At 33.7% G+C, this 19470-nt stretch carries 17 protein-coding genes; 6 read left to right on the top strand and 11 right to left on the bottom strand.

Annotation, left to right across the window (positions count from 1 at the left end; all coding sequences use genetic code 11):
* Window position 1: 1 nt before the first annotated feature.
* The 6 genes from arsS to ACXGQW_RS03265 form a co-directional block, all read right to left on the bottom strand.
* Window positions 2-1051 (bottom strand): arsenosugar biosynthesis radical SAM (seleno)protein ArsS, encoded by a 1050-nt coding sequence (gene arsS, locus ACXGQW_RS03290; RefSeq protein ID WP_457823673.1) that lies wholly within the window; start codon window positions 1049-1051, stop codon window positions 2-4.
* Between the two features lie 76 nt (window positions 1052-1127).
* Complete coding sequence (locus ACXGQW_RS03285) at window positions 1128-1463, bottom strand: arsenosugar biosynthesis-associated peroxidase-like protein (protein ID WP_457823672.1); 336 nt, start codon at window positions 1461-1463, stop codon at window positions 1128-1130.
* Window position 1464: 1 nt separating this feature from the next.
* Window positions 1465-2172, bottom strand: coding sequence for a DUF547 domain-containing protein (locus tag ACXGQW_RS03280; RefSeq protein WP_457823671.1), 708 nt, complete (start codon window positions 2170-2172; stop codon window positions 1465-1467).
* Window positions 2169-2780, bottom strand: a complete 612-nt coding sequence (locus tag ACXGQW_RS03275) for a LysE family transporter (protein ID WP_457823670.1) — start codon at window positions 2778-2780, stop codon at window positions 2169-2171. Before ACXGQW_RS03275 ends, ACXGQW_RS03280 begins: the two co-directional genes overlap by 4 nt.
* Window positions 2781-2861: 81 nt before the next feature.
* Window positions 2862-4244 (bottom strand): 7TM diverse intracellular signaling domain-containing protein, encoded by a 1383-nt coding sequence (locus ACXGQW_RS03270; RefSeq protein ID WP_457823669.1) that lies wholly within the window; start codon window positions 4242-4244, stop codon window positions 2862-2864.
* 23 nt (window positions 4245-4267) lie between these two features.
* Window positions 4268-5656 (bottom strand): 7TM diverse intracellular signaling domain-containing protein, encoded by a 1389-nt coding sequence (locus tag ACXGQW_RS03265; protein ID WP_457823668.1) that lies wholly within the window; start codon window positions 5654-5656, stop codon window positions 4268-4270.
* A 413-nt stretch (window positions 5657-6069) separates the two neighbouring features.
* Here ACXGQW_RS03265 and ACXGQW_RS03260 point away from each other — a divergent pair, with 413 nt between their 5' ends.
* The 6 genes from ACXGQW_RS03260 (at window position 6070) to fabD (ending at window position 14800) form a co-directional block, all read left to right on the top strand.
* Entirely contained in the window at window positions 6070-9357 is a 3288-nt protein-coding gene (locus ACXGQW_RS03260; RefSeq protein WP_457823667.1) for an Omp28-related outer membrane protein, read from the top strand.
* Window positions 9358-9406: 49 nt separating this feature from the next.
* Window positions 9407-10135 (top strand): T9SS type A sorting domain-containing protein, encoded by a 729-nt coding sequence (locus ACXGQW_RS03255; protein WP_457823666.1) that lies wholly within the window; start codon window positions 9407-9409, stop codon window positions 10133-10135.
* Between the two features lie 22 nt (window positions 10136-10157).
* Window positions 10158-11438 (top strand): Omp28-related outer membrane protein, encoded by a 1281-nt coding sequence (locus ACXGQW_RS03250; RefSeq protein WP_457823665.1) that lies wholly within the window; start codon window positions 10158-10160, stop codon window positions 11436-11438.
* Window positions 11439-11474: 36 nt separating this feature from the next.
* Window positions 11475-11960, top strand: coding sequence for a TlpA family protein disulfide reductase (locus ACXGQW_RS03245; protein WP_457823664.1), 486 nt, complete (start codon window positions 11475-11477; stop codon window positions 11958-11960).
* A 16-nt stretch (window positions 11961-11976) separates the two neighbouring features.
* Window positions 11977-13620, top strand: coding sequence for a DUF6029 family protein (locus tag ACXGQW_RS03240; RefSeq protein WP_457823663.1), 1644 nt, complete (start codon window positions 11977-11979; stop codon window positions 13618-13620).
* A 298-nt stretch (window positions 13621-13918) separates the two neighbouring features.
* A complete protein-coding gene (gene fabD / locus ACXGQW_RS03235) occupies window positions 13919-14800 on the top strand; it encodes an ACP S-malonyltransferase (protein WP_457823662.1) in 882 nt (293 codons plus the stop codon).
* A gap of 630 nt (window positions 14801-15430) precedes the next feature.
* Here fabD and ACXGQW_RS03230 read toward each other — a convergent pair.
* From ACXGQW_RS03230 to ACXGQW_RS03210, 5 genes are all read right to left on the bottom strand, one after another.
* Window positions 15431-15808, bottom strand: coding sequence for a RidA family protein (locus ACXGQW_RS03230; RefSeq protein ID WP_457823661.1), 378 nt, complete (start codon window positions 15806-15808; stop codon window positions 15431-15433).
* Window positions 15805-16257, bottom strand: coding sequence for an AraC family transcriptional regulator (locus tag ACXGQW_RS03225; RefSeq protein WP_457823660.1), 453 nt, complete (start codon window positions 16255-16257; stop codon window positions 15805-15807). The genes ACXGQW_RS03230 and ACXGQW_RS03225 overlap by 4 nt, the downstream gene beginning before the upstream one ends.
* A gap of 211 nt (window positions 16258-16468) precedes the next feature.
* Window positions 16469-17023, bottom strand: coding sequence for a hypothetical protein (locus tag ACXGQW_RS03220; protein WP_457823659.1), 555 nt, complete (start codon window positions 17021-17023; stop codon window positions 16469-16471).
* Window positions 17024-17322: 299 nt separating this feature from the next.
* Window positions 17323-18816 (bottom strand): CotH kinase family protein, encoded by a 1494-nt coding sequence (locus tag ACXGQW_RS03215; protein WP_457823658.1) that lies wholly within the window; start codon window positions 18814-18816, stop codon window positions 17323-17325.
* Window positions 18813-19451: a DUF2490 domain-containing protein gene (locus tag ACXGQW_RS03210; protein ID WP_457823657.1), complete on the bottom strand. Its 639-nt coding sequence runs from the start codon at window positions 19449-19451 to the stop codon at window positions 18813-18815. The genes ACXGQW_RS03215 and ACXGQW_RS03210 overlap by 4 nt, the downstream gene beginning before the upstream one ends.
* Window positions 19452-19470: the final 19 nt, after the last annotated feature.

Raw genomic sequence — 19470 nt, 5'->3', positions numbered from 1 at the left:
TTTACGCTACTGTACCTTGACAACTACTACCTGCACCGGCAGTACAGCCATAACAGTGTTGAGATACAATAATATTTCTTTTATTTAAATCTTCAATATTAAAATCGGATAAATGTTTTCCTTTCGTTGCAACTTTTAAGTCTAATTGCTGATTAAAATCACAATCATACAAGTATCCATTCCAGTCCACGGAAATAGTGTTTTTGCACATCACACTTTCTACAGCTGTTGGATTGTAGGCATCAACCAATTCGTCCATGTAATCTTCATAATTTTCAGAAGCGACTAAGAATTCTAAAAACCTACTGACAGGCAAGTTGGTAATGGCAAACAAATTGTTAAAAGTAATATCAAAATCTTCTTTTAACGCGGTTTTAAACTCCAACTCTAGTTCAGCCTGATTTCCTGGAAGAAAAGCTCCCGAAGGATTGAAAACCAAATCTAATTTTAAGCCACTTCCTGCTACACCATAACCCACTTTGTTTAATTCTTTTAAAGCTTCTATAGAAGCATCAAAAACACCGTCTCCACGTTGTTTGTCTGTCTTTCCTCTTTTGTAAAAAGGTAAAGAAGATACTACGTGAACATTATGTTTTTTAAAAAAATCTGGCAAATCGTAGTACTTTTTGTTGGCTCTTAAAATGGTTAAGTTGGAGCGTACAATAAAATCTTGCACTCCAATTTTGCTAGCTTCTTCTACAAACCATCTAAAATTGGGATTCATTTCTGGAGCTCCTCCAGTTAAATCCAAAGTGGTCGCACCAGACTCTTTTAACTTATCTAAGCACAATTGCATGGTTTCGGTGGTCATAATTTCTTTACGATCCGGACCGGCATCTACATGGCAATGTGCACAAACTTGGTTACACATATATCCCACATTTACCTGAAAAATTTCAAGTTTGTTGGGTTTTAGAGGAAACTGATTGGTTTCTGAAGTTTTTTGCTTAAACGTAGGTAGTTCGCCATTGGCAAAAACACCACTATTAAACAATGCAATTTGATTTTTAGGGTCTGCTAAACTATCTTTTCGTTTTGCGAGTGATTTCATTTTTCTAGGTATCAAATATCAGGCATGGTTGTAGTAAGTCTTAGTACTCGCTACTGCTTGCCAGATACTATTTAAATTACATGGATAGTTTATCGTATTTCTTCATCATTTGTACACCGTGTACCAAAGTAGCTCCAGATTTGATCGCAGCTGCTACGTGTACGGCTTCCATCATCTCCTCTCTTTCCAAACCTCTTTTAAGTCCATCTGTAGTGTAAGCATCTATGCAATAGGCACATTGCACAGTGTGAGACACGGCCAAAGCAATTAAAGACTTTTCTCTAGCGGTTAAAGCCCCCTCCTCAAAAACTTTTCCGTAGTATTCAAAAAATTTTTCTCCTAATTCTTCATCCCATTCGTTAATTTTTCCAAAATCTTTCAAATCTTTAGGATCGTAATAGGTCTTTTGCATATTAATGTTTATTTAGGTTCCAATCGTATTCTTTGTATTTGACTACGGCATTGGGGTTGATATGTATTTTACTGTATTGGTTGATAAATGTAATCAAATCCGTTTGTTGTGTAAAATCTCCTTTAAACCAATTGAATATTTGTGATAAATAAACCTCATCTGTACTTAACATATTTCTCACAGGGTCGTTCACAAAGCTCTTCATCCCTTTATTTAGCAATTCTTCTATGTTATCTTCCGTATAAGCTCTGTTGATAAGTGCGGGGCAAGACATAGAAGCACAGTTAACTGCTGAGTGAATACGAGGGTCGTTATATTGTTTTCTCAAAATTTCATGCTCAATTTGGTTCAAAGTATAAATATTGCCTCCCACTTTAGCAAAAGGAATTTCCCAGGCAGTTTTCCCCTCTTCTTGAATGTCTAAAATAGATTTTACAGGATAGTACTTTAAAATTAATTTGATGGTATAGGCATTATAAGCGTTAATCCAAAAGGCTTTGGTTTTGTTGGCCGTCCATGTTTTTTTAGGGCTGGTGTTGTTCAGATAACTCAAGTAGTTGTTTAACTCTTTTTCTTCTTTGGAAAAAGAAAAATAATCAACGGAACCATCAATATCCACATAGTGCATCAACAATTTATTCCAGTTTTCCGTTTGCGAAAAACTGTGTAAGCTAAAAAATGTTAAAAGTATTAAAATTGTTTTTTTCATAATAATTGTGTGATTAATTGAGCAGTAGCAGTTATGGTTAGTAAGCTACCGATAATGGTGTTTTTATAAGATGATTTGGTGCGATTTATTTTCTTTCCAATTTTTCCATACAGGAGAAGTGCAAATATCTTACCTAAATAAATGGCCATAAAAAAGTTGATTAAATGAACAGTGGAAAAATGATATCCGTACTGGGTTAAAACTTTTGTTTCTAACAACGAAATGGCGATAACCCAATATACCCAAACAGAAGGGTTGGCAATTCCTAGAAGCAAACCTTTGGCAAAGTCTGAGATTTTAATCCTATTGCTTTTAGGTGTTTGATCTCTTTTTACAAAAAAATAAATAGCCAATCCAAAAAGTATAACCACCATAGCATATTGCAGCACAACGTTGTTAGTGATGGTTTTTAAGATCATTTTGCCGTACAAATAAGCCAACAAAGCGATGGCAACCTCAGAAAATCCGGCAGCGATAGAAATTCTAGTAATGGCTTTTTTTTTGTTGAGAATGCTATTGTTAATTACGGCCAAATTTACTGTACCCAATGGCAACGCCCCTAAAAAAGCAAGAATCAATCCTGAAATAAAAAATAAAATCATTTCCATGTTTTCTTAGTAGTGTTTTGTACAGTAACATTACAGCAAAGCTTCAAAAGAAATAAAAAAGTGAAGCAAAGATAGATGAGTTTACTTTGTAGTAAGATATAGGTCTATCGCTTCGTTTTTGTTTTTAATGTTTAGTTTTTGATAGATGTTTCTGATATGATATTTTACGGTGTTTAAAGAAATAAACAGCTCATCTGCAATTCTTTGATTGGTATAGCCCTTAAAAATAAAAAGTAAAACTTCAGCCTCTCTTTCAGATAAATTGTGTTCAGTAATTAGATTGTTTAAATTGGTTTGTTGTTGTTCGGAACTGTGATTTTTCTCTAGGGTTTTAATTTTATCAAGAAATTCTTGTATTTCCTCTCTAAATTGTTCGTTTTCTTTTTGTAAAATATTAACTCGGTAAGTAATCGCATAGGTTAAAATAAGCATTTCTAACAAAGAGCCCACCTTAATATTGTTTAAAGAAGTAGTGTAGATGGGCAACCCCCAATCAACAGGAATAATGTACAAAGCTGCTGAGAAAAGGATAAAACAATAACCGATGACAAAGAATTTAGCGAATTCGTGTTTTTTAAAAATGATGATTCCTAAAATCCAGTTATACAAAAGCACAAAAAAAGAAATAGTATCTGCAATAGCAACAAAAAAGTATTGTTTGGAAAGTGTGAATAACAGATAACTCACAACAGCTATTAGTAATAAAAAGGTTCCGTATTTACCATAATTGGGTAAATAATAGGGGACGTTTAAAAATTTATATCCAAATAAATAGCCCAACGTAACAATTAAAAAATGAGTAACTGTAGGGGCATAAGTTGCCAAATAGGTTGGAAGTAAGGTTTGTAACAATCCATCGTAGGATAAAATACCCAATGTAATGGCAGCTAAAAACAAACAATAAAAAACAAAGGTTTTGTCCTTTAACGACAGGTAAAAAAACAAGTTAAGAATAAGTACTACGGTAGCAAATCCGTAATATAAGCCATTGATAAAAAAAGCGTGTTTTTCGTTTAACTGATGTTGATTAAAAACTTTAATGCTTAGTGGGAAGTAAGCAGCCTTGCGAAACAAAACTTTAAAATAGTAAACATTACTGTTTGCCTGATTTTTAACTTTTAAAGAATAATGTGTATTATCAATATTTTCGTAGGCTAAAACTTCATTTTCCTGATAAACTGTAACTTCATCAATATTACTTTCAGGCAAATCAAATACAATATGTTTGATAGGAGATTTGTTTAACAAGGTAATTTTAAACCAGTACGTGCCATTTTTAGAGCCAATGTTTGGACTCAACAAAGGAAGCATCTTTTCACTTGATATAGATTGAATGTGATAAACTTCATCAAAATCATCTATATAAGAAATCGAAAAGTCCAATGGCTCGTTCTTTACTTGTGTACAAGAAGTAAACACAAGAACCAACAAAACAAGTGATATATAAGTCTGTATAACTTTCAATTTATAGATTTTAAAGGCTTAAATTATTTTTTTGATTTTGTAACAATGTCAATCACCTCGTTCTTAGATTTAATATTTAACTTTTGATAAATATTACGGATATGATATTTTACGGTGTTTAAGGAAACAAAGAGTTCATCAGCAATTCTTTTATTTGTATATCCTTTATAAATCAGTAAAAGAACCTCCGTTTCTCTTTCTGATAAGTCGTGTTTGGTAATCAAAAGGTCAAACTCAACAGGATGTTGTTCAGAATCATCACTACTCTCTAATTCTTTAATCTTGTTTAAAAACGTTTGTATTTCCCTTTTAAATTGATCGTTCTCTTTCTGAAGAATTTTAACCCTGTAAGTAATGGCATAAGTTAATATTAACATTTCTAAAACAGCACCCACTTTTATAGTCTTAGAAGATACGCTAAGATGCTGAAAGCCCCAATCTCTAGGAAGTATAAACAAAAAGGCAGAAAACAGGATTAAACAATAACCTATGACAAAGAATTTAGCAAAATCATGTTTTTTAAAAATAACCACTCCAACACACCAATAATAGAGTAAAATTAGCAGCGAAATTGTATCGGCAATAGCTACAAACAAAAATTGTTCGGTAGGAATATAAAGTAGGTAGTTGATAAACGCAGCCATCAAAAGTATAAATCCCACGTAATTGCTCTTAGGCAGGTAATATTTTATATTTAAGAATTGATTGGCAAATAACGCACCACAAAGAGGAACTAAAAAATGGGTAATTAGACTTTCGTAGTACAAAAGATATGGAGGAAATACCTTGTTTAATAAACCATCATAACCTAGTAATCCTAACGTAATGGCCACTAAGAAAAAACCATAGTATAAAAAGGCTTGATCTTGTAACGAGAAGTAGAAAAATAAATTGACAATAAGAATCATCATTACAAAACCATAATAATAGCCATTGGCAAAGTAGTAATACTTTTCTTGGAGCTGACTACTAACATAGGGTTTGATATGAATCGGAAAATAAACTTCCTTAGTGAATAAAACCTTTAGATAGTACGAATGTTTAAAAGATGCGTTTTTTATGTGCAGAGATTTATAAGAGTTTTCTAGATTTTGAAAAGAAACAACCTTGTTGTTTTGGTAAATAGTTATATTGGCAATGTTTGCTTCAGGTATATTAAAGACAATATTGTGGTTCCAATTTTCTTTTTCAAAATCAATTTTAAACCAATACCAACAATTTTTATGTCCAATTCTAGAACTTACCAGAGGTTTCCATTCCTTTGTAGTGACAGATTCAAGAGCCTCTTTTTGGTTGAAATCCGCTAAGTAAAACACGGAATAATCTAAACTTTCTTCTTTCTGACTCTGAATGCAAGAGGAAAATGTGAGTGTTATAAAAATGTAGAATAGCAAGTATGAAACTTTTTTCAAGTCATTGGGTGTTTTTAAACAAATCAACTTCTCTTTTTAAGTTCCTTGCTATTTTATGTAGGCAGTAAAGTTACAATTTTGGATGACATATCACTTGCGTAACATTTATAAACATGGAGGGTTTCATTTGTCGTAAAAAATAATTAAAAACACTTGTCAATTTAAGAGTTTTTAAATCTCATTTTCCATTGCACTTTACTTTTCGGAGTCAATTCTGTACATATTCCTTGTCTAAAAATCAGTTGTACCATTTTTTCAAATATTTTTTAGGAACACAGTAAAATAAGGGTTTAAAGACCTGAAAATAGTAAAAACTACCCATTCTGGGTGGCAAAAAAAGAAATCAACAGGCTTAGTTTTGCAATAAATATGGCAACCATCACAAATTTCTTCAATTTTTAAAAACTGTAAAAATGAAAATAAAATTACATCTGTGTATCCTTACTATTCTGTGTTTAAACTTTGCGCTTGTAGCTCAAAATATACAGCCTAATCAACTTAAAGAACATACTACTTTAGTTCGTAAAAAAGCAACACAAAATACTGACAGCCTTAGGCCGCAAAAAACAAGAAAAAATGCCAAAATCCAACATATCAATAACAGTATAATATGGGGAGCTGGAGCTCTGGTGGGTAGTGCAGATGGCGAATTTGCCAACGATTTTGTAGAAGCAACCTTATTTACCCCAGGTGACAATCCAACGAGTTGGACAGCTCAGTCTATTAGCGAAAACTATGGAAATACAACTCCAGGAGCAGCCTATTGGACAAGAAACACGTTAGGTTATCTCCAAGGTGCTTTTTGGGGAGATCCTATACCGATAACATCAGATAGCCAAGCAAATGGATTTGCAGCTTTTGATTCAGATTTTTTAGACAACGGAGGAGACGATAACGACGAGGCTATTGGGAGTGGTACTTCACCAGCAGGACAGGTGGGTTCTTTAATTTCCCCGAGAATAGATTTAACGGGTTATTCGAACAAACCCCTAGCGATTAGGTTTTTTAGTTTTTATAGAGATTTTGACATTACAGCATTAAACGTAGGCTTGTCTTTAGATGATGGAGCTACTTTTACCGATGTGAATTATATGAATGTTGGAACGGACGAAGCAGAAGAATATTTAATCGTTCCGTTTGTTTCCACCACAGCAGGAGTAAACAATTTAACGCAATGTCGTATCAGATTTACCTTTGATGGGGATTATTATTTTGCTATTGTAGATGATGTGAGTATAAGTGAATACGAAGTTCCAAATTACGATTTAACAGTGGGGCCTTCTACAACTACGGGAGTAGCAAGCGAAGTAGGAGACCAAGCTCAGATAACCAGTAATTCAGTCGTATCCATTACTCAGCTTTCTAATGACTTAATACACAAAGGCTTTGGGGCTTACCTAACCAATTTAGGAGAAGAAGAGGTGAAACTTTCTTTAAATCCTAGAATAGAACTAAAGATTGAAAGAGATAATACAGGGAGTTGGGAAACTGTTTACACCCAATCTATCCCATCTTTTGCAAGCTTGGAAAAAAACAGGACGTTGCTTTTGGATGCCTCAATTTCAGACGACTCTTGGATGACAGTTGGAGCCTATAGAGTAACCTATACTGCTGCTCTTGATGGTATAGAAGAGGATGACGAGTCTAATAATACGTTACAACATTTTTTTACCGTAACTCCAGATACTCTAGTTTCCAAAGTACCTGTTGATGAATTTAACAACCCAATTGCTACTATCGCTACTTTTCCCGCAGATGAAACCCCTTCAGCTATAGAATTTGGTTCTTTGTTTTCTTTTAATGATGTGGAGGGAGAGAACTTTAACATTGAAAGTCTAAATCTAACTTATTTTTTAAGTGATGATTTTGATGGAGAAGCAAATCAAAAATTGTATGCACATATTTATAAAGTAGAGGCTTCTGGATTTCTTTTGGCTATAGGTGAAGATAATACAGAGCTAATTGCAAACGCTGAAATAAACTTGAACTCTTTGGATACAGCTCTGAGAGAAGTAGGCATTTCAGCAAGCTCAACTCGATTTATGAGTGAAGAAACAGGAGAAATACTCACTGCTTTGCCATCATCTGGTCTTTACCTGGTCACGGTAGAAGTCAATCCATCAAAAGAGATGAATACAACCACAACGTTTGATGCAGACGATGTGCCCAATATTGGTGTGAATACAACTAAAAATTACATTCTCAATAACAATTATTTCAATAGACCCAACGGGCATGAAAGACCTGCAATTTTAAAACTAACGGATGCAGATGATGAGGATGTCACTTTTATGTCTGGTTATGGAAATACGCTAGTACCAGCTCTATCATTAAATACTCGAAGCAATTATACAACTACAGGACCAAGACAGTTTGATGTCAAGCTGAATTCCCTAAACACAGATAAATATTTTTTAACAAACGCTACAATTCCCCTTGAAGTAGAGGTGTTTAATAACACAACTAATCCTGTTACTAGTATAGATTTAAATTGGAATGACGGAACAGACCACATAGCTACATTGCCTGTAGCGATAGGAGTAGGACAATCTGTTGTATTAGAACACCCTACTAGTTTGGTAATAAGCGAGGTAGGTGAAAAGAAAGTTTTGATATCTGTGTTGAAAGTTAACGGAGTTGTAGATGAAAATGCAACTAATAGTTCTGTAGAAAAATACTTTTATGCGGTTTCTAAGAATGGTAATAAAAAAGTTTTGATAGAGGAGGGTACTGGAACTTGGTGCGGATGGTGTCCACGTGGTTTGGTAGCAATGAAAAATATGTATCAAAATTTTTCAGATCAATTTGTTGGAATTGCAGTGCATAATTCAGACCCCATGGAAAACAAAGATTATGAGGAAGAGGTGGATTTTAACGCTTATCCGCAAATGAACGTAGATAGAATTTTTTTAAGACAGAGCGTTACACAAAGTTCCATGGAAACTACAGTCAATACTTTAAGGAGCAAGGTAACACCTGTAGATGTGGAAATAAGTGCCTCCATAGAGAATAGAAATTTAACGGTAACTCCCAAAGCCAATTTTTTCACCAATGTTTCGGAAGCAGATTTTAGATTTTCGGTAATTGTCTTGGAAAATAATGTTACAGGAACTACGAACGGATACGCTCAGCGCAACTTTTTCTCAGGAGGAGGAAATGGAGAAATGGAGGGTTATGAAGACTTGGCAGATCCTGTACCCGCAAATTTAATGACCTATAATCATGTGGGCACTGCTTTGTTAGGAGGTTACCATGGTGTAGATGGGTCCATAGCAACGGAAATAAATAACAATCAGGAATACGAATACACTTTTAATTACACGATTCCAGATGATTTTGATACGAATGAGATACAAATTGTAGTACTTGTTTTAGACAACGAAGATGGTTCTGTTGTCAACTCAAATACCATTTTTATGAATGATGTTACCTTGAGTTCAAAAAACGTAATCAATCACGAAAATTTTTCGCTGTATCCGAACCCAGCAACCGAATTTATCACAGTTACAGTTCCGTTTGACGACTCTTTTACTTTAAATATTTACAACTTAAACGGTAGTGTGGTACTTTCTAAAAACTTGGGTAAAATGACAAAACAAGAAACCTCTACTGTAGATGTTAGTACGCTTAGCAGCGGTAATTATCTACTGAGTTTAGAAGGTTCTAACAGTTTGATAGCAAAACAAATTATAATTAAGTAAATCATCAAAGTCAGTAACTGTAATAGCTTGCTGGCTTTTAAATTTTTGAATGATGAAAATATTTACCACTGCGTTAATTTTATGGATATCTCTTAGTTACCAAGTAAATGGTCAGTTTACCATGTCTGAGGTGGGGAGTAACGCACCTATTTTAAATGAGCAAACTTTTACTTTCAATACGACTTCTATCAACCCAGCCGAAGTCAAATTTCACATCAACAACACTACTCAACAACCTATAAAAGTATGGTCGCAAGTGGTTTCTATTGATGGAGCCGATGGAGATCAATTTCAGTTTTGTTTTTCGGGAGAGTGTTTTTTTAAAGTATCAGCAGGTCAGAACGTACCTAGTGAGCCTATCACCGTTCCTGCGGGTCAAAATCAAGGAAATAACTTTGATCATTTGTGGAATCAAAACACCTCAAGGTCTAGAATTGCCTACAGAGTTAAGTTTTTTCAAGTAGACAGAGCCAATAGACCTATAGGAGTTCCTTTGTTTGTCAATTACGTATATGACCAAACGCTGAGTGCCCGAGGAATATTCAAAACAGACAAACTTGCCATTACAAACCACATCGATACAGCGACATTGAGTATTGATACCAAAAAAGCGGGAGTGTGTACGTTGTACAATATTGTAGGCATACAGATTAAAAAAACTGATTTGAGCGAGGGACAAAACAACCTATCACTCGATGATTTTCCATCGGGTACCTACCTCTTACATATTGCCTTAAAATCTGGACGAAAAATCGCTAGAAAAATTATTGTCATTTAATATCAAACTAAAATCTAAAAGGATGAATTTTAAAAAACTCACTCAAATAGTCACTTTTTTATTCGTGACAGCTATTGTGTCTTGTTCCAAAAAAGAAGAGGATATGAAAGAAGACAATAATGTTGCTACTTCTATAAAAGTACTGTCAGACAGTAATGTTTATAGTCTACAGGAAACCATCGTTTTTTTGGTAGAAACTAATTTGGGAAACAATGTAACTGCGGAATCGGTGTTAACCATTAATGATGTTGTTATTGATGGCAATACCTACGTACCTCAAAAAAATGGTTCTTACAGTGTTAAAGCTAGCTATAATAATCTCAGTACTTCATCAACATTTACAGTGGGCAATGTTAGTAACGTAGAGTTGATTACCGATGCAAAAAGTATAGAGGTCGGAAGTACTGTTCAGTTTATAACGACAGCTGTATTGGCTAATGGTTCAAAAGTAGATGTGTCCGAAAACACTCAGTTTTTTGTGAATGAAAATTTGATATTTGGTAACAAATACATTCCTAATCAAGCAGAAAAAGCAATGAAAGTCAAGGCTGTTTTTAACGATGTTGCTAGTAACGAAGTAAGTATTGATGTTAACGAACTGATAAACATTCCTGCGAGTTTTACTCAAAAAGTTGTGGTAGAAGATTATACAGGAACTTGGTGTGGTTGGTGTCCAAGAGTTTCCCAAGCAATAGATTTGGTAAAAGCCCAGTCTAGTAAAGTATTCGTTGTTAAAATTCACGACAACGACATCATGGAAAACGATTATTCCATAGCGTTGAAAGCGGCCAATCAAGTAGAAAGTCATCCTACGGCTTTTATCAATAGACAAAATAAGTGGACAGGTTCACAGCCAGACAATTTAGATAAAGTTTTGAGCAAGGCTATTGGAACCACGCAGTTGGGGTTGGCAGTTAATTCCATCTTATTTAATCAGCAAATGACAATTTCTGTAGCTGCTGGTTTTGCAGAAGACACAACAGGTTTAAAACTAGTGGTTTTTGTTTTAGAAGATAAAATCATAGCTTCTCAGCTGAATTACACTTCTTTTTATCATGGTGAAAATCCAGTCCTCAATTTTGAACATAATAACGTAATTATCTACGCAGCAACAAATGTATTAGGAGATGATATAACGGCTACCCGAGGAATAAAACACAAACAATTCACGGTAGATTTGAGTGATAAAATTATTTCCAATGCAAGCAACACAGCAATTTTAGCTATGCTGGTAGATGAAAATAATAATCAGGTAATGAATGCCCAGTATGCAAAAGTAAATGCTCATAAAGTTTTTGACTAATCTCTTGATGAAAGTTTATCAATGAATCACTACAAAATGAAAAAAAACATACTTACAGGAATTTTGTTATTAGTGGTGACCTGTGTGTTCTCCCAAAAAAAAATGCCTAATGTATTTTTAAATACGCTCAATAGCAAATCTATTAACATTATTAAAGAATCAAAAAAAAATAAAATTGTAGTATTAAGCTTTTGGGCTACTTGGTGTGTGTCTTGTGTAAATGAGTTGGACGCTATCAATGATTTGTATAAGAGTTGGCAAAATAAAGTAGATGTAAAACTGATAGCCATTTCCGTGGACGATTCAAGAACTCAAAAAAGAATAAGACCCTTAGTTTTTGGAAAAGATTGGAGGTACGATGTTTTAATAGATGATAACCAAGTGCTAAAAAGGGCTTTGAACATTTCAGTTATTCCCCATACCATCATTATCAAAGACTCGAAAATTGTTTACAGACATACAGGTTATACACCAGGTTATGAAAACGATTTGCTAAAGAAAATTATATCATTTTCCGAATAAACACCCTTCCACTAGTATGAGAATATTACACCTTATCAGTGCATTCCTGTTTGTAGGTCTGTCATACTCACAAGCATTATATACCTCAGCGGGATTCGAATCCAACGCACAATATTATGTCGACGACCCCAAAACGGGTGATTTCTTAGAATCGCACCCATTTCGTTCTAATAATTATCTAAAATTAGAAGCTTCTCTTGATAATTTTTATGTTGGAGCGCAAGTGGAAAGCTACGCACCTATGGCGTTATTAAACTATTCGCCAGAATTTGAGAACAAAAATTTGGGGCTGTATTATGCGGGTTATAAAACGCAAACCATCACATTTACGGCAGGTCACTTTTACGAACAATTTGGGAGTGGCTTAATTTTGAGATTTTGGGAAGATAGACAGTTAGGCATAAATAATGCTCTAAGAGGGGTTAAAGTAAAATTGAATCCTCACAATGGTTTTAGTGTTACTGCTTTGGCAGGGAAGCAAAGGTTGGGCTTTGGGGTTTCTCAAGGAGTTATTTATGGAATTGACTCAGAGTTCAATCTTTCAAAAGCACTCAATTTTAATAACTCAGCTTTGATAAACTTAGGTGTTAGCTATGTAGGTAGATCTCAGGAAAAAACGAACACCCATTTTAATTATGATCAACTAACAAATTTAATAGCAGCCCGATTTGAAGTTAGTAAAGGGTCTTTTTACGTAAATACAGAATATGTTCACAAGCAAAAAGATGCTATTTATTTGGGCGATGAGATATCCAACGCAAAGGAGGGAAATGCAGCCTTGATAAATATGGGTTATGCTCGAAAAGGTTTAGGAATAGATGCAACACTAAGAAGGACAGAAAACTTGGGTTTGTATGCTAACAGAGCTGCAGCAGGAAATATTTTTAATGAATCTCTAGTAAACTACATTCCTGCTCTTACCAAACAGCACGATTATTTGTTAACCAACATATATGTATATCAGTCACAGTCACAAATTTCTTTTCAAGACCAAAGTTTAATTAAAACAGGTGAGATAGGTGGTCAAATAGACTTGTATTATCAAATAAACAAAAACACATTCTTAGGAGGTAAATACGGAATGGATATCGCGTTAAATACTTCTGCTTGGTATGGTTTAGACGGTAAAAAAGATTTTAAAAATACAGATTACAATAATAGATGGATTGGAGTTGATGAAAAATACTACTCAGATTTCAGTCTAGAAATTCGAAAAAAATGGTCACACAAGTGGAATACTATTTTTTATTTTGTTCATCAGTACTACAATACAAGATTTATAGAGGAAACTTTTGGAGAAGTAAACGCCTCTATTTGGGTATCTGAGGCAGTTTACCGTTTAGAGAATAACCAGTCCTTAAGATTTGAAGCCCAGTATTTATCAACAAAAGACGATCAGAAAGATTGGGTTGGAGGTACCGTGGAATTTCATGCATCGTCTTCGTTCTCATTTTACGTAAACGATATTTACAATTTTGGAAACGAGTCCGCACAAGACAGAATTCATTACTACAATGCAGGAGGTAGTTACACAGTTAACGGACATCGATTTTCTTTAAACTACGGAAGGCAGCGAGGAGGTTTAATTTGCGTAGGAGGTGTTTGTAGATTCGTGCCAGAAAGTACAGGAATTACTGCTAATGTCATCATGTCTTTTTAAAAATAGTATTACGAAAGGAAAAGATAATATAAGCATATAAATTAATAGTAGTTTGATTATTAAAGTGAAAGATTATGGAGCAGACAAAGAAATGTACGAACTAAAAACTGAAGGAGGATTTAGAATAGGATATCACTATCATTTTAAAAGGTTAAAAGATTAGCTATGTCTTTCAATTAGCTACCCAAGAAAAACAGAATAGCATATTTGGATTTTTGTAAATCTCAAGAAAAGAAGGAATATATTTAATAAACAATCCTTATTTTTGCCCCACAAAATTTAGAAAAAACTAATTTTTATGAAAGCATATGTATTTCCTGGACAAGGAGCACAGTTTACAGGAATGGGGAAAGATTTATATGATAACTCCCCATTGGCTAAAGAGTTGTTTGATAAAGCAAATAAAATTTTAGGATTTGATATCACCAAAGTAATGTTTGAAGGATCTGCTGAGGATTTAAAAAAGACGAACGTAACGCAACCAGCCATATTTTTACATTCTGTAATTATGGCAAAGGTTTTAGGAGATAGCTTTCAGCCTAGTATGGTTGCTGGACATTCCTTAGGAGAATTATCTGCTTTGGTAGCTGTTGGAACTTTATCATTTGAAGACGGGTTAAAATTGGTTGCAAAACGAGCTGATGCTATGCAGAAAGCTTGTGAATCAGTTTCAGGTACTATGGCTGCGGTTTTAGGTTTAGAAGATGCGGTGGTAGAGGAACTGTGTGAAGCTATTGACGGAGATGTTGTGGCTGCTAATTACAACTGCCCTGGGCAGCTAGTGATTTCTGGAGAATTTAAAGCCGTAGAGGCTGCGTGCGAATTAGCTAAGGAAAAAGGAGCAAGAAGAGCTTTGTTGCTACCAGTAGGTGGAGCATTTCATTCTCCGCTAATGGCTCCTGCGAGAGAAGAATTGGCAGCAGCCATTGAAGCTACAGAATTTAACCAACCATCATGCCCAGTATATCAAAATGTTGTAGCTAAAGCCATTACCAATCCATCTAAAATTAAAGAAAATTTAATAGCTCAGTTAACAGGGGCTGTAAAGTGGACTCAATGTGCGCAAGCCATGATTGCTGATGGAGCGACTGAAGCAATAGAAGTAGGTCCTGGAAAAGTATTACAAGGTTTATTTGCAAAAATAGATAGATCTGTAGCTAGAAGTAGTGCAGCTATATAACTATTTGACTGACACGATACCGAACAAAAATCCCTTTAGAAAACTTCTAGAGGGATTTTTTTATCAGAGCACACATTGTATACAATTAACACTTTCCCTTGTGTTTACCCAATGTGTGGGGTTCAAAGTAGTATCATAACCACATTGAGTCACTGCACCTTTATGTCCCTTATGGACAATTTCGTTTCCATTATTAAAATGTTTCACTCCCATAATTATTTTTTTCAATAAACATAAAGTAAATCAGGAGTTTATTGAAGATTACTGTATTTAGCTCTGAAAAACAAACCATAAAAGAACTTATTTAATTTATGAGTGTTGTTATTAAGGTTGTATTTGAGAAAAGTATCTTACGAATAGTACTTTTATAGCAGGTATATTTTTTACAATGAGAAAAGGTAAGGTAACCTAAGTTTTCTCAATTAATTTTACAGAAACCAGAGAGTTTTTATGAAGTTGCAAGAAAAAAATAGAGGTTGTAGAATTTCTATTTTTTTTAAAAGTTCTTTGGGTGAACTAGGAGTTCGGTGATACTTGTGTGAAATTGTTCATAAGAACATGTTTTGGAATGGGGAACAAGCCTTATCTCATCTATAATCTTGATGCATTGAAATGGTAACTTTTTCATCCTTATTTTAATGCGGTTACCTCAATTTCAATTTTCATAGAATCATCAGCTAATCCAGCAGAAAACATAGTTGCAGCAGGTTTTACAGCTCCTAAGTACTTGTTTAGTATGGGCCAGCATTTTTCAAAATCATCTACTTTGGGTAAAATGTAGGTAACTCGAACAATGTCTTTTAACGAGGAGTTAGCTTCTTTTAAAGCCTCTGTAATGTTTATAAAACACTGTTCCGTTTGCTCAATAATATTGTTGCTAATACTCATATCTGTGTAATTATAGCCTGTGGTTCCAGATACAAAAACCCAGTTCCCTTGAATTACAGCTCTAGAATATCCGATTTTCTGCTCAAATTCAGAGCCAGATGAAACTAATTGTTTATTCATAATATTGGAATGTGTAAATCCACAATACATTTATTATCAGGGTGAAGCCTATAGTCATTATGATATACTTCGTAAGGAGAAGCATTACTTGGAATGTGATAGTTTTCTTTCATCCATTGGTACATAGAGGTCCACGAATTTTGAAACTCATCTATTGCTATTTCAAAACGACTCGTAATTGCTTTGTGCTGAGGGATAATAATAGAAGATATTAGTGAGTCTTGCTGAAAATTTTCACTTGTATGTAAACAGATGCTCATTCTTATTTGGTCTTGATGTGTGTTGGTAAAACTATCGTGATAGATGCGCAATAACTTAGTGTTTTGTTCTTCTATTAATTTTTTTTGAGCCCCCCATGCAATAATCTGATCAAAAGATTTCTCCACTCCAACAATACCTTTGTGCTGGATGCAAGGGATTTTAGTTTTAGATACTTTGATTATTTTCATTTTTTTAAAGTTTAGAGTATTAAAATAAAGAATACATTTTCAATAATTTAAAAAAGGGTATGAGATGTCTCTTTTTTGGAATGTAGAATGTGTTTATCAAATTTGGTAGTACTTCTTATAAATTAGGCTCATTGGATATAGTTTTTTATGATTTGTTAATCAACTGCTTTTTTGGAATTCTATAAGCATCAGTAGCGTGAAAAAATGATTGTTATTTTCTGTGTATCGTAATACTTTCTACCCTTGTATTAGAAGGTATGACGTCTTTGTCCAAATCATATTTGTTATTGTTATAATTGAGTTGGTAGGTTAGGTAATCTTGTTTAACATAAGTTCTGCTATCTATTTCGGAACCGTGAACTTCCAAATTATCAATTTCCTCTTTTAGTTTATGATAAGGCATTCCTATTTGATAACCTTTAGAAGTGATTGCTTTTGGGCTTGTAATAGTGATGTCTCCTACTAATTCGGGATGATTAGGATTGCTACTGAAGTAACCGATTTTCTCGTTAAAATCATCGTAAATTAAATAAACAATAAAATCACCTTCACCCGTTTTTAAAGTATCTATTTTAATGTTTTTATCGGAGTAATCAGATATCTTGGTACCAGTTTTAATTCCGTAAAAGGTACTGTCATCAATCATATAGCTTTTATCGATACTACTCACAGTTTTTTTAATTTCACTATTTACATTCTTATCGTTTTTTGTAACACATGAACTACACATGACAGTGAGAACTAAAATCAATATATATATCTTCATATTTAAATCTTTTTATTCAAAGTTAGATATATTCTGGGATGAGGTTGAATCCGCTAATCAACGATGGAGTTGATTATGGTCAAATAGGTTACAGTTGGTTTTTGTTGGTTGTGAAATATTACACTAAACCCGTATCAAACTATGCTTGTTGTGTTGTTTTATTGATTGGCAACACGTTCTTTTTTTAGCAAACTAAACTGTGCCTTTATAAGTAGAAACTTAAATAAGATATGGATGAAGAAAAAACAACATAAATTTGCTTAGAATAAATCCGAAGCTTGACAAGAATAATGATGGTACTAAGGGGCTAAATTGTCAAAATGAGTATCTAGAAATGTTAGTCTCAATTTCACCCAATCAGTAAGGAAATTTTGTTCATCGCTAATATTCAAATTAGCTCCCCATCTTTTATTTTCGACAGTTATAACGTCGCTTTGCTTGATAATTTCAAAGTTTTGATTGAATAAACTCAGCAATTCAGTTTCAGAAAAAATATTATTTCTCAATTCGTTCCATCTACTTTTAAGTTTAGTTCTAAAGTTTCCACTGTTTGTTGCAATTAATCTATCGAACAAATTATTGGAAATGATGTCCGTATGTCCATAACGTCTTCCGTCATATGTGCTTCCCCAAGTAGCGTCTAAATCCCAAGGAATGTAATGAAGTTTGTCAGTAGCCCCCTTTTTAGCCATAAAAGTATTTTTACCAGTATTGTCTAAAGCAGACATTAGATTTATGAATAGGTAGAAATCTACAAAATGTTCGATATCTAAAAGATTAGAAGCCTGTGCTTGTAATTCGGTATCAGTGGTGTTAACAATCAGATTCCTAGCTTGATTTATAGGTGTCCAATCAATTCTCTCTTTGGGGTTAGGGCTTAGTTGTTCCCATCCGTCCCATATAATATTAAAAGGTGGTTTGCTTTTGAGTTTTTCAAAACGCGTACCACCATCTCCCCAGTCAAAACCTTTGTACAAAAACTCCGAGTTGGTTGTCATTACTAGAGTTTCGGCGTTTAAGTTATTGCTCAAACAGTAAAGTCCTCTACGGTTATTATTTACGAATACTTCCACGTATTTTCCTTTAATAGCTCTGTATTTGGGTTTACTCAACTTATTCCATAATTCAAACGACGTTTTGTTACGTGATCTAGATTTGTCTACCCACATAGCATTCAGTATCCAATCATTGTTTTTTGGTATGTCAAACAAGGATTCAGAAACTTCAGTATCTAAGCTAGGGTTTTGAAACAATGCAAAACCGAAAGATTTTTTATCAAATGATTGGGAAAAATTTCCTCTAAATTCAATCCCGATAAAATATTCCTCTAAATTTTGATTTGCATCTGTATGATTGATGGTTAGTTTGGCTAAATTTTTGGGTTCGTCAACAATAGTATTAGCGGTTGCGATTTGAATAATAGGCAGGGAAGTAAATCTTAAAAAAAACTGTTCTGTAGTTTCTCTGGCTTTAATGGTAAACGGGATTTTATTGTTAACATCAATATTACCTAGATTGTAATTCTCTCCATTAATTAATTTATTACCATTAAAGAAAACTTCGGCGATATTCTGAAACTCAATCTTTGGTGAAAATTGATTGATTGAAGTGTCAGAAATTGGATAACTCAATGTTTTAGTTTGATGGTCATATGAGCAATTCTTATCATTAATGACTAAAATCGGAGTGAGTTCAAGATTCCTATCTACTTCATTATCAAAGATAACTTCTGTTTTGTGACAGGATTGTAATAGAAAAAAGTAAAATGCCATTAATGTACATAGTCTAATCATAACTCGACATTGTAAATAAGTTTGACAAATAAAAACGTTAACGGATTCTTCGCATTTAGCTCTTTTTCATATCCCAAAGCAATATCAAAGTCTCCAAAGCCAGAGTTAACTTGATCTCCTATGTAGAAACGAATTTTATTAAAAGTAGACTCTTTAAAAGTTTCATTTAGCTTAAAAATCTCAGAAGAGAAATAAGGTGAGTTGTTTTTATTGAGTTTGTATTTGAGCCTAATCTTATTTCTGATTTCAAAAAAATTGACATGATTTGCATTTAAATCTTTGAAAAAGTCTAAGTACTCGTGCTGGTATCTTAGACGATAACTGAACTTTAATTTTTTTATAATCTTACCCGCAAAACCCAAATCTAAATTATATCTAAAATTATCTTCGGCAGCTTTTACTCTTCTTCTATTATGAGTGTATCTAACAGCAGCCCCTAATTTAAAATGTTTGTTTATTTTGTATTTACCACCTAAATTTAGCAAGTAGCTATCTACTTCGCTAGCGTTTGTCTGTAATCTTATTTGTGGATTGATGGATAAATCAAAATCTTTTAATACCTCCTTTTCAAAATTAGCTCCTATCCAAGCACCAAAGTCTTCGGTGACAACCACTTGTTGCGAAAATATAAACATAGAGCTCAATAGGCAAAGA

It is taken from the genome of Wenyingzhuangia sp. IMCC45533 (genome assembly GCF_054111225.1).
This window is presented reverse-complemented; position numbering and strand designations above follow the sequence as displayed.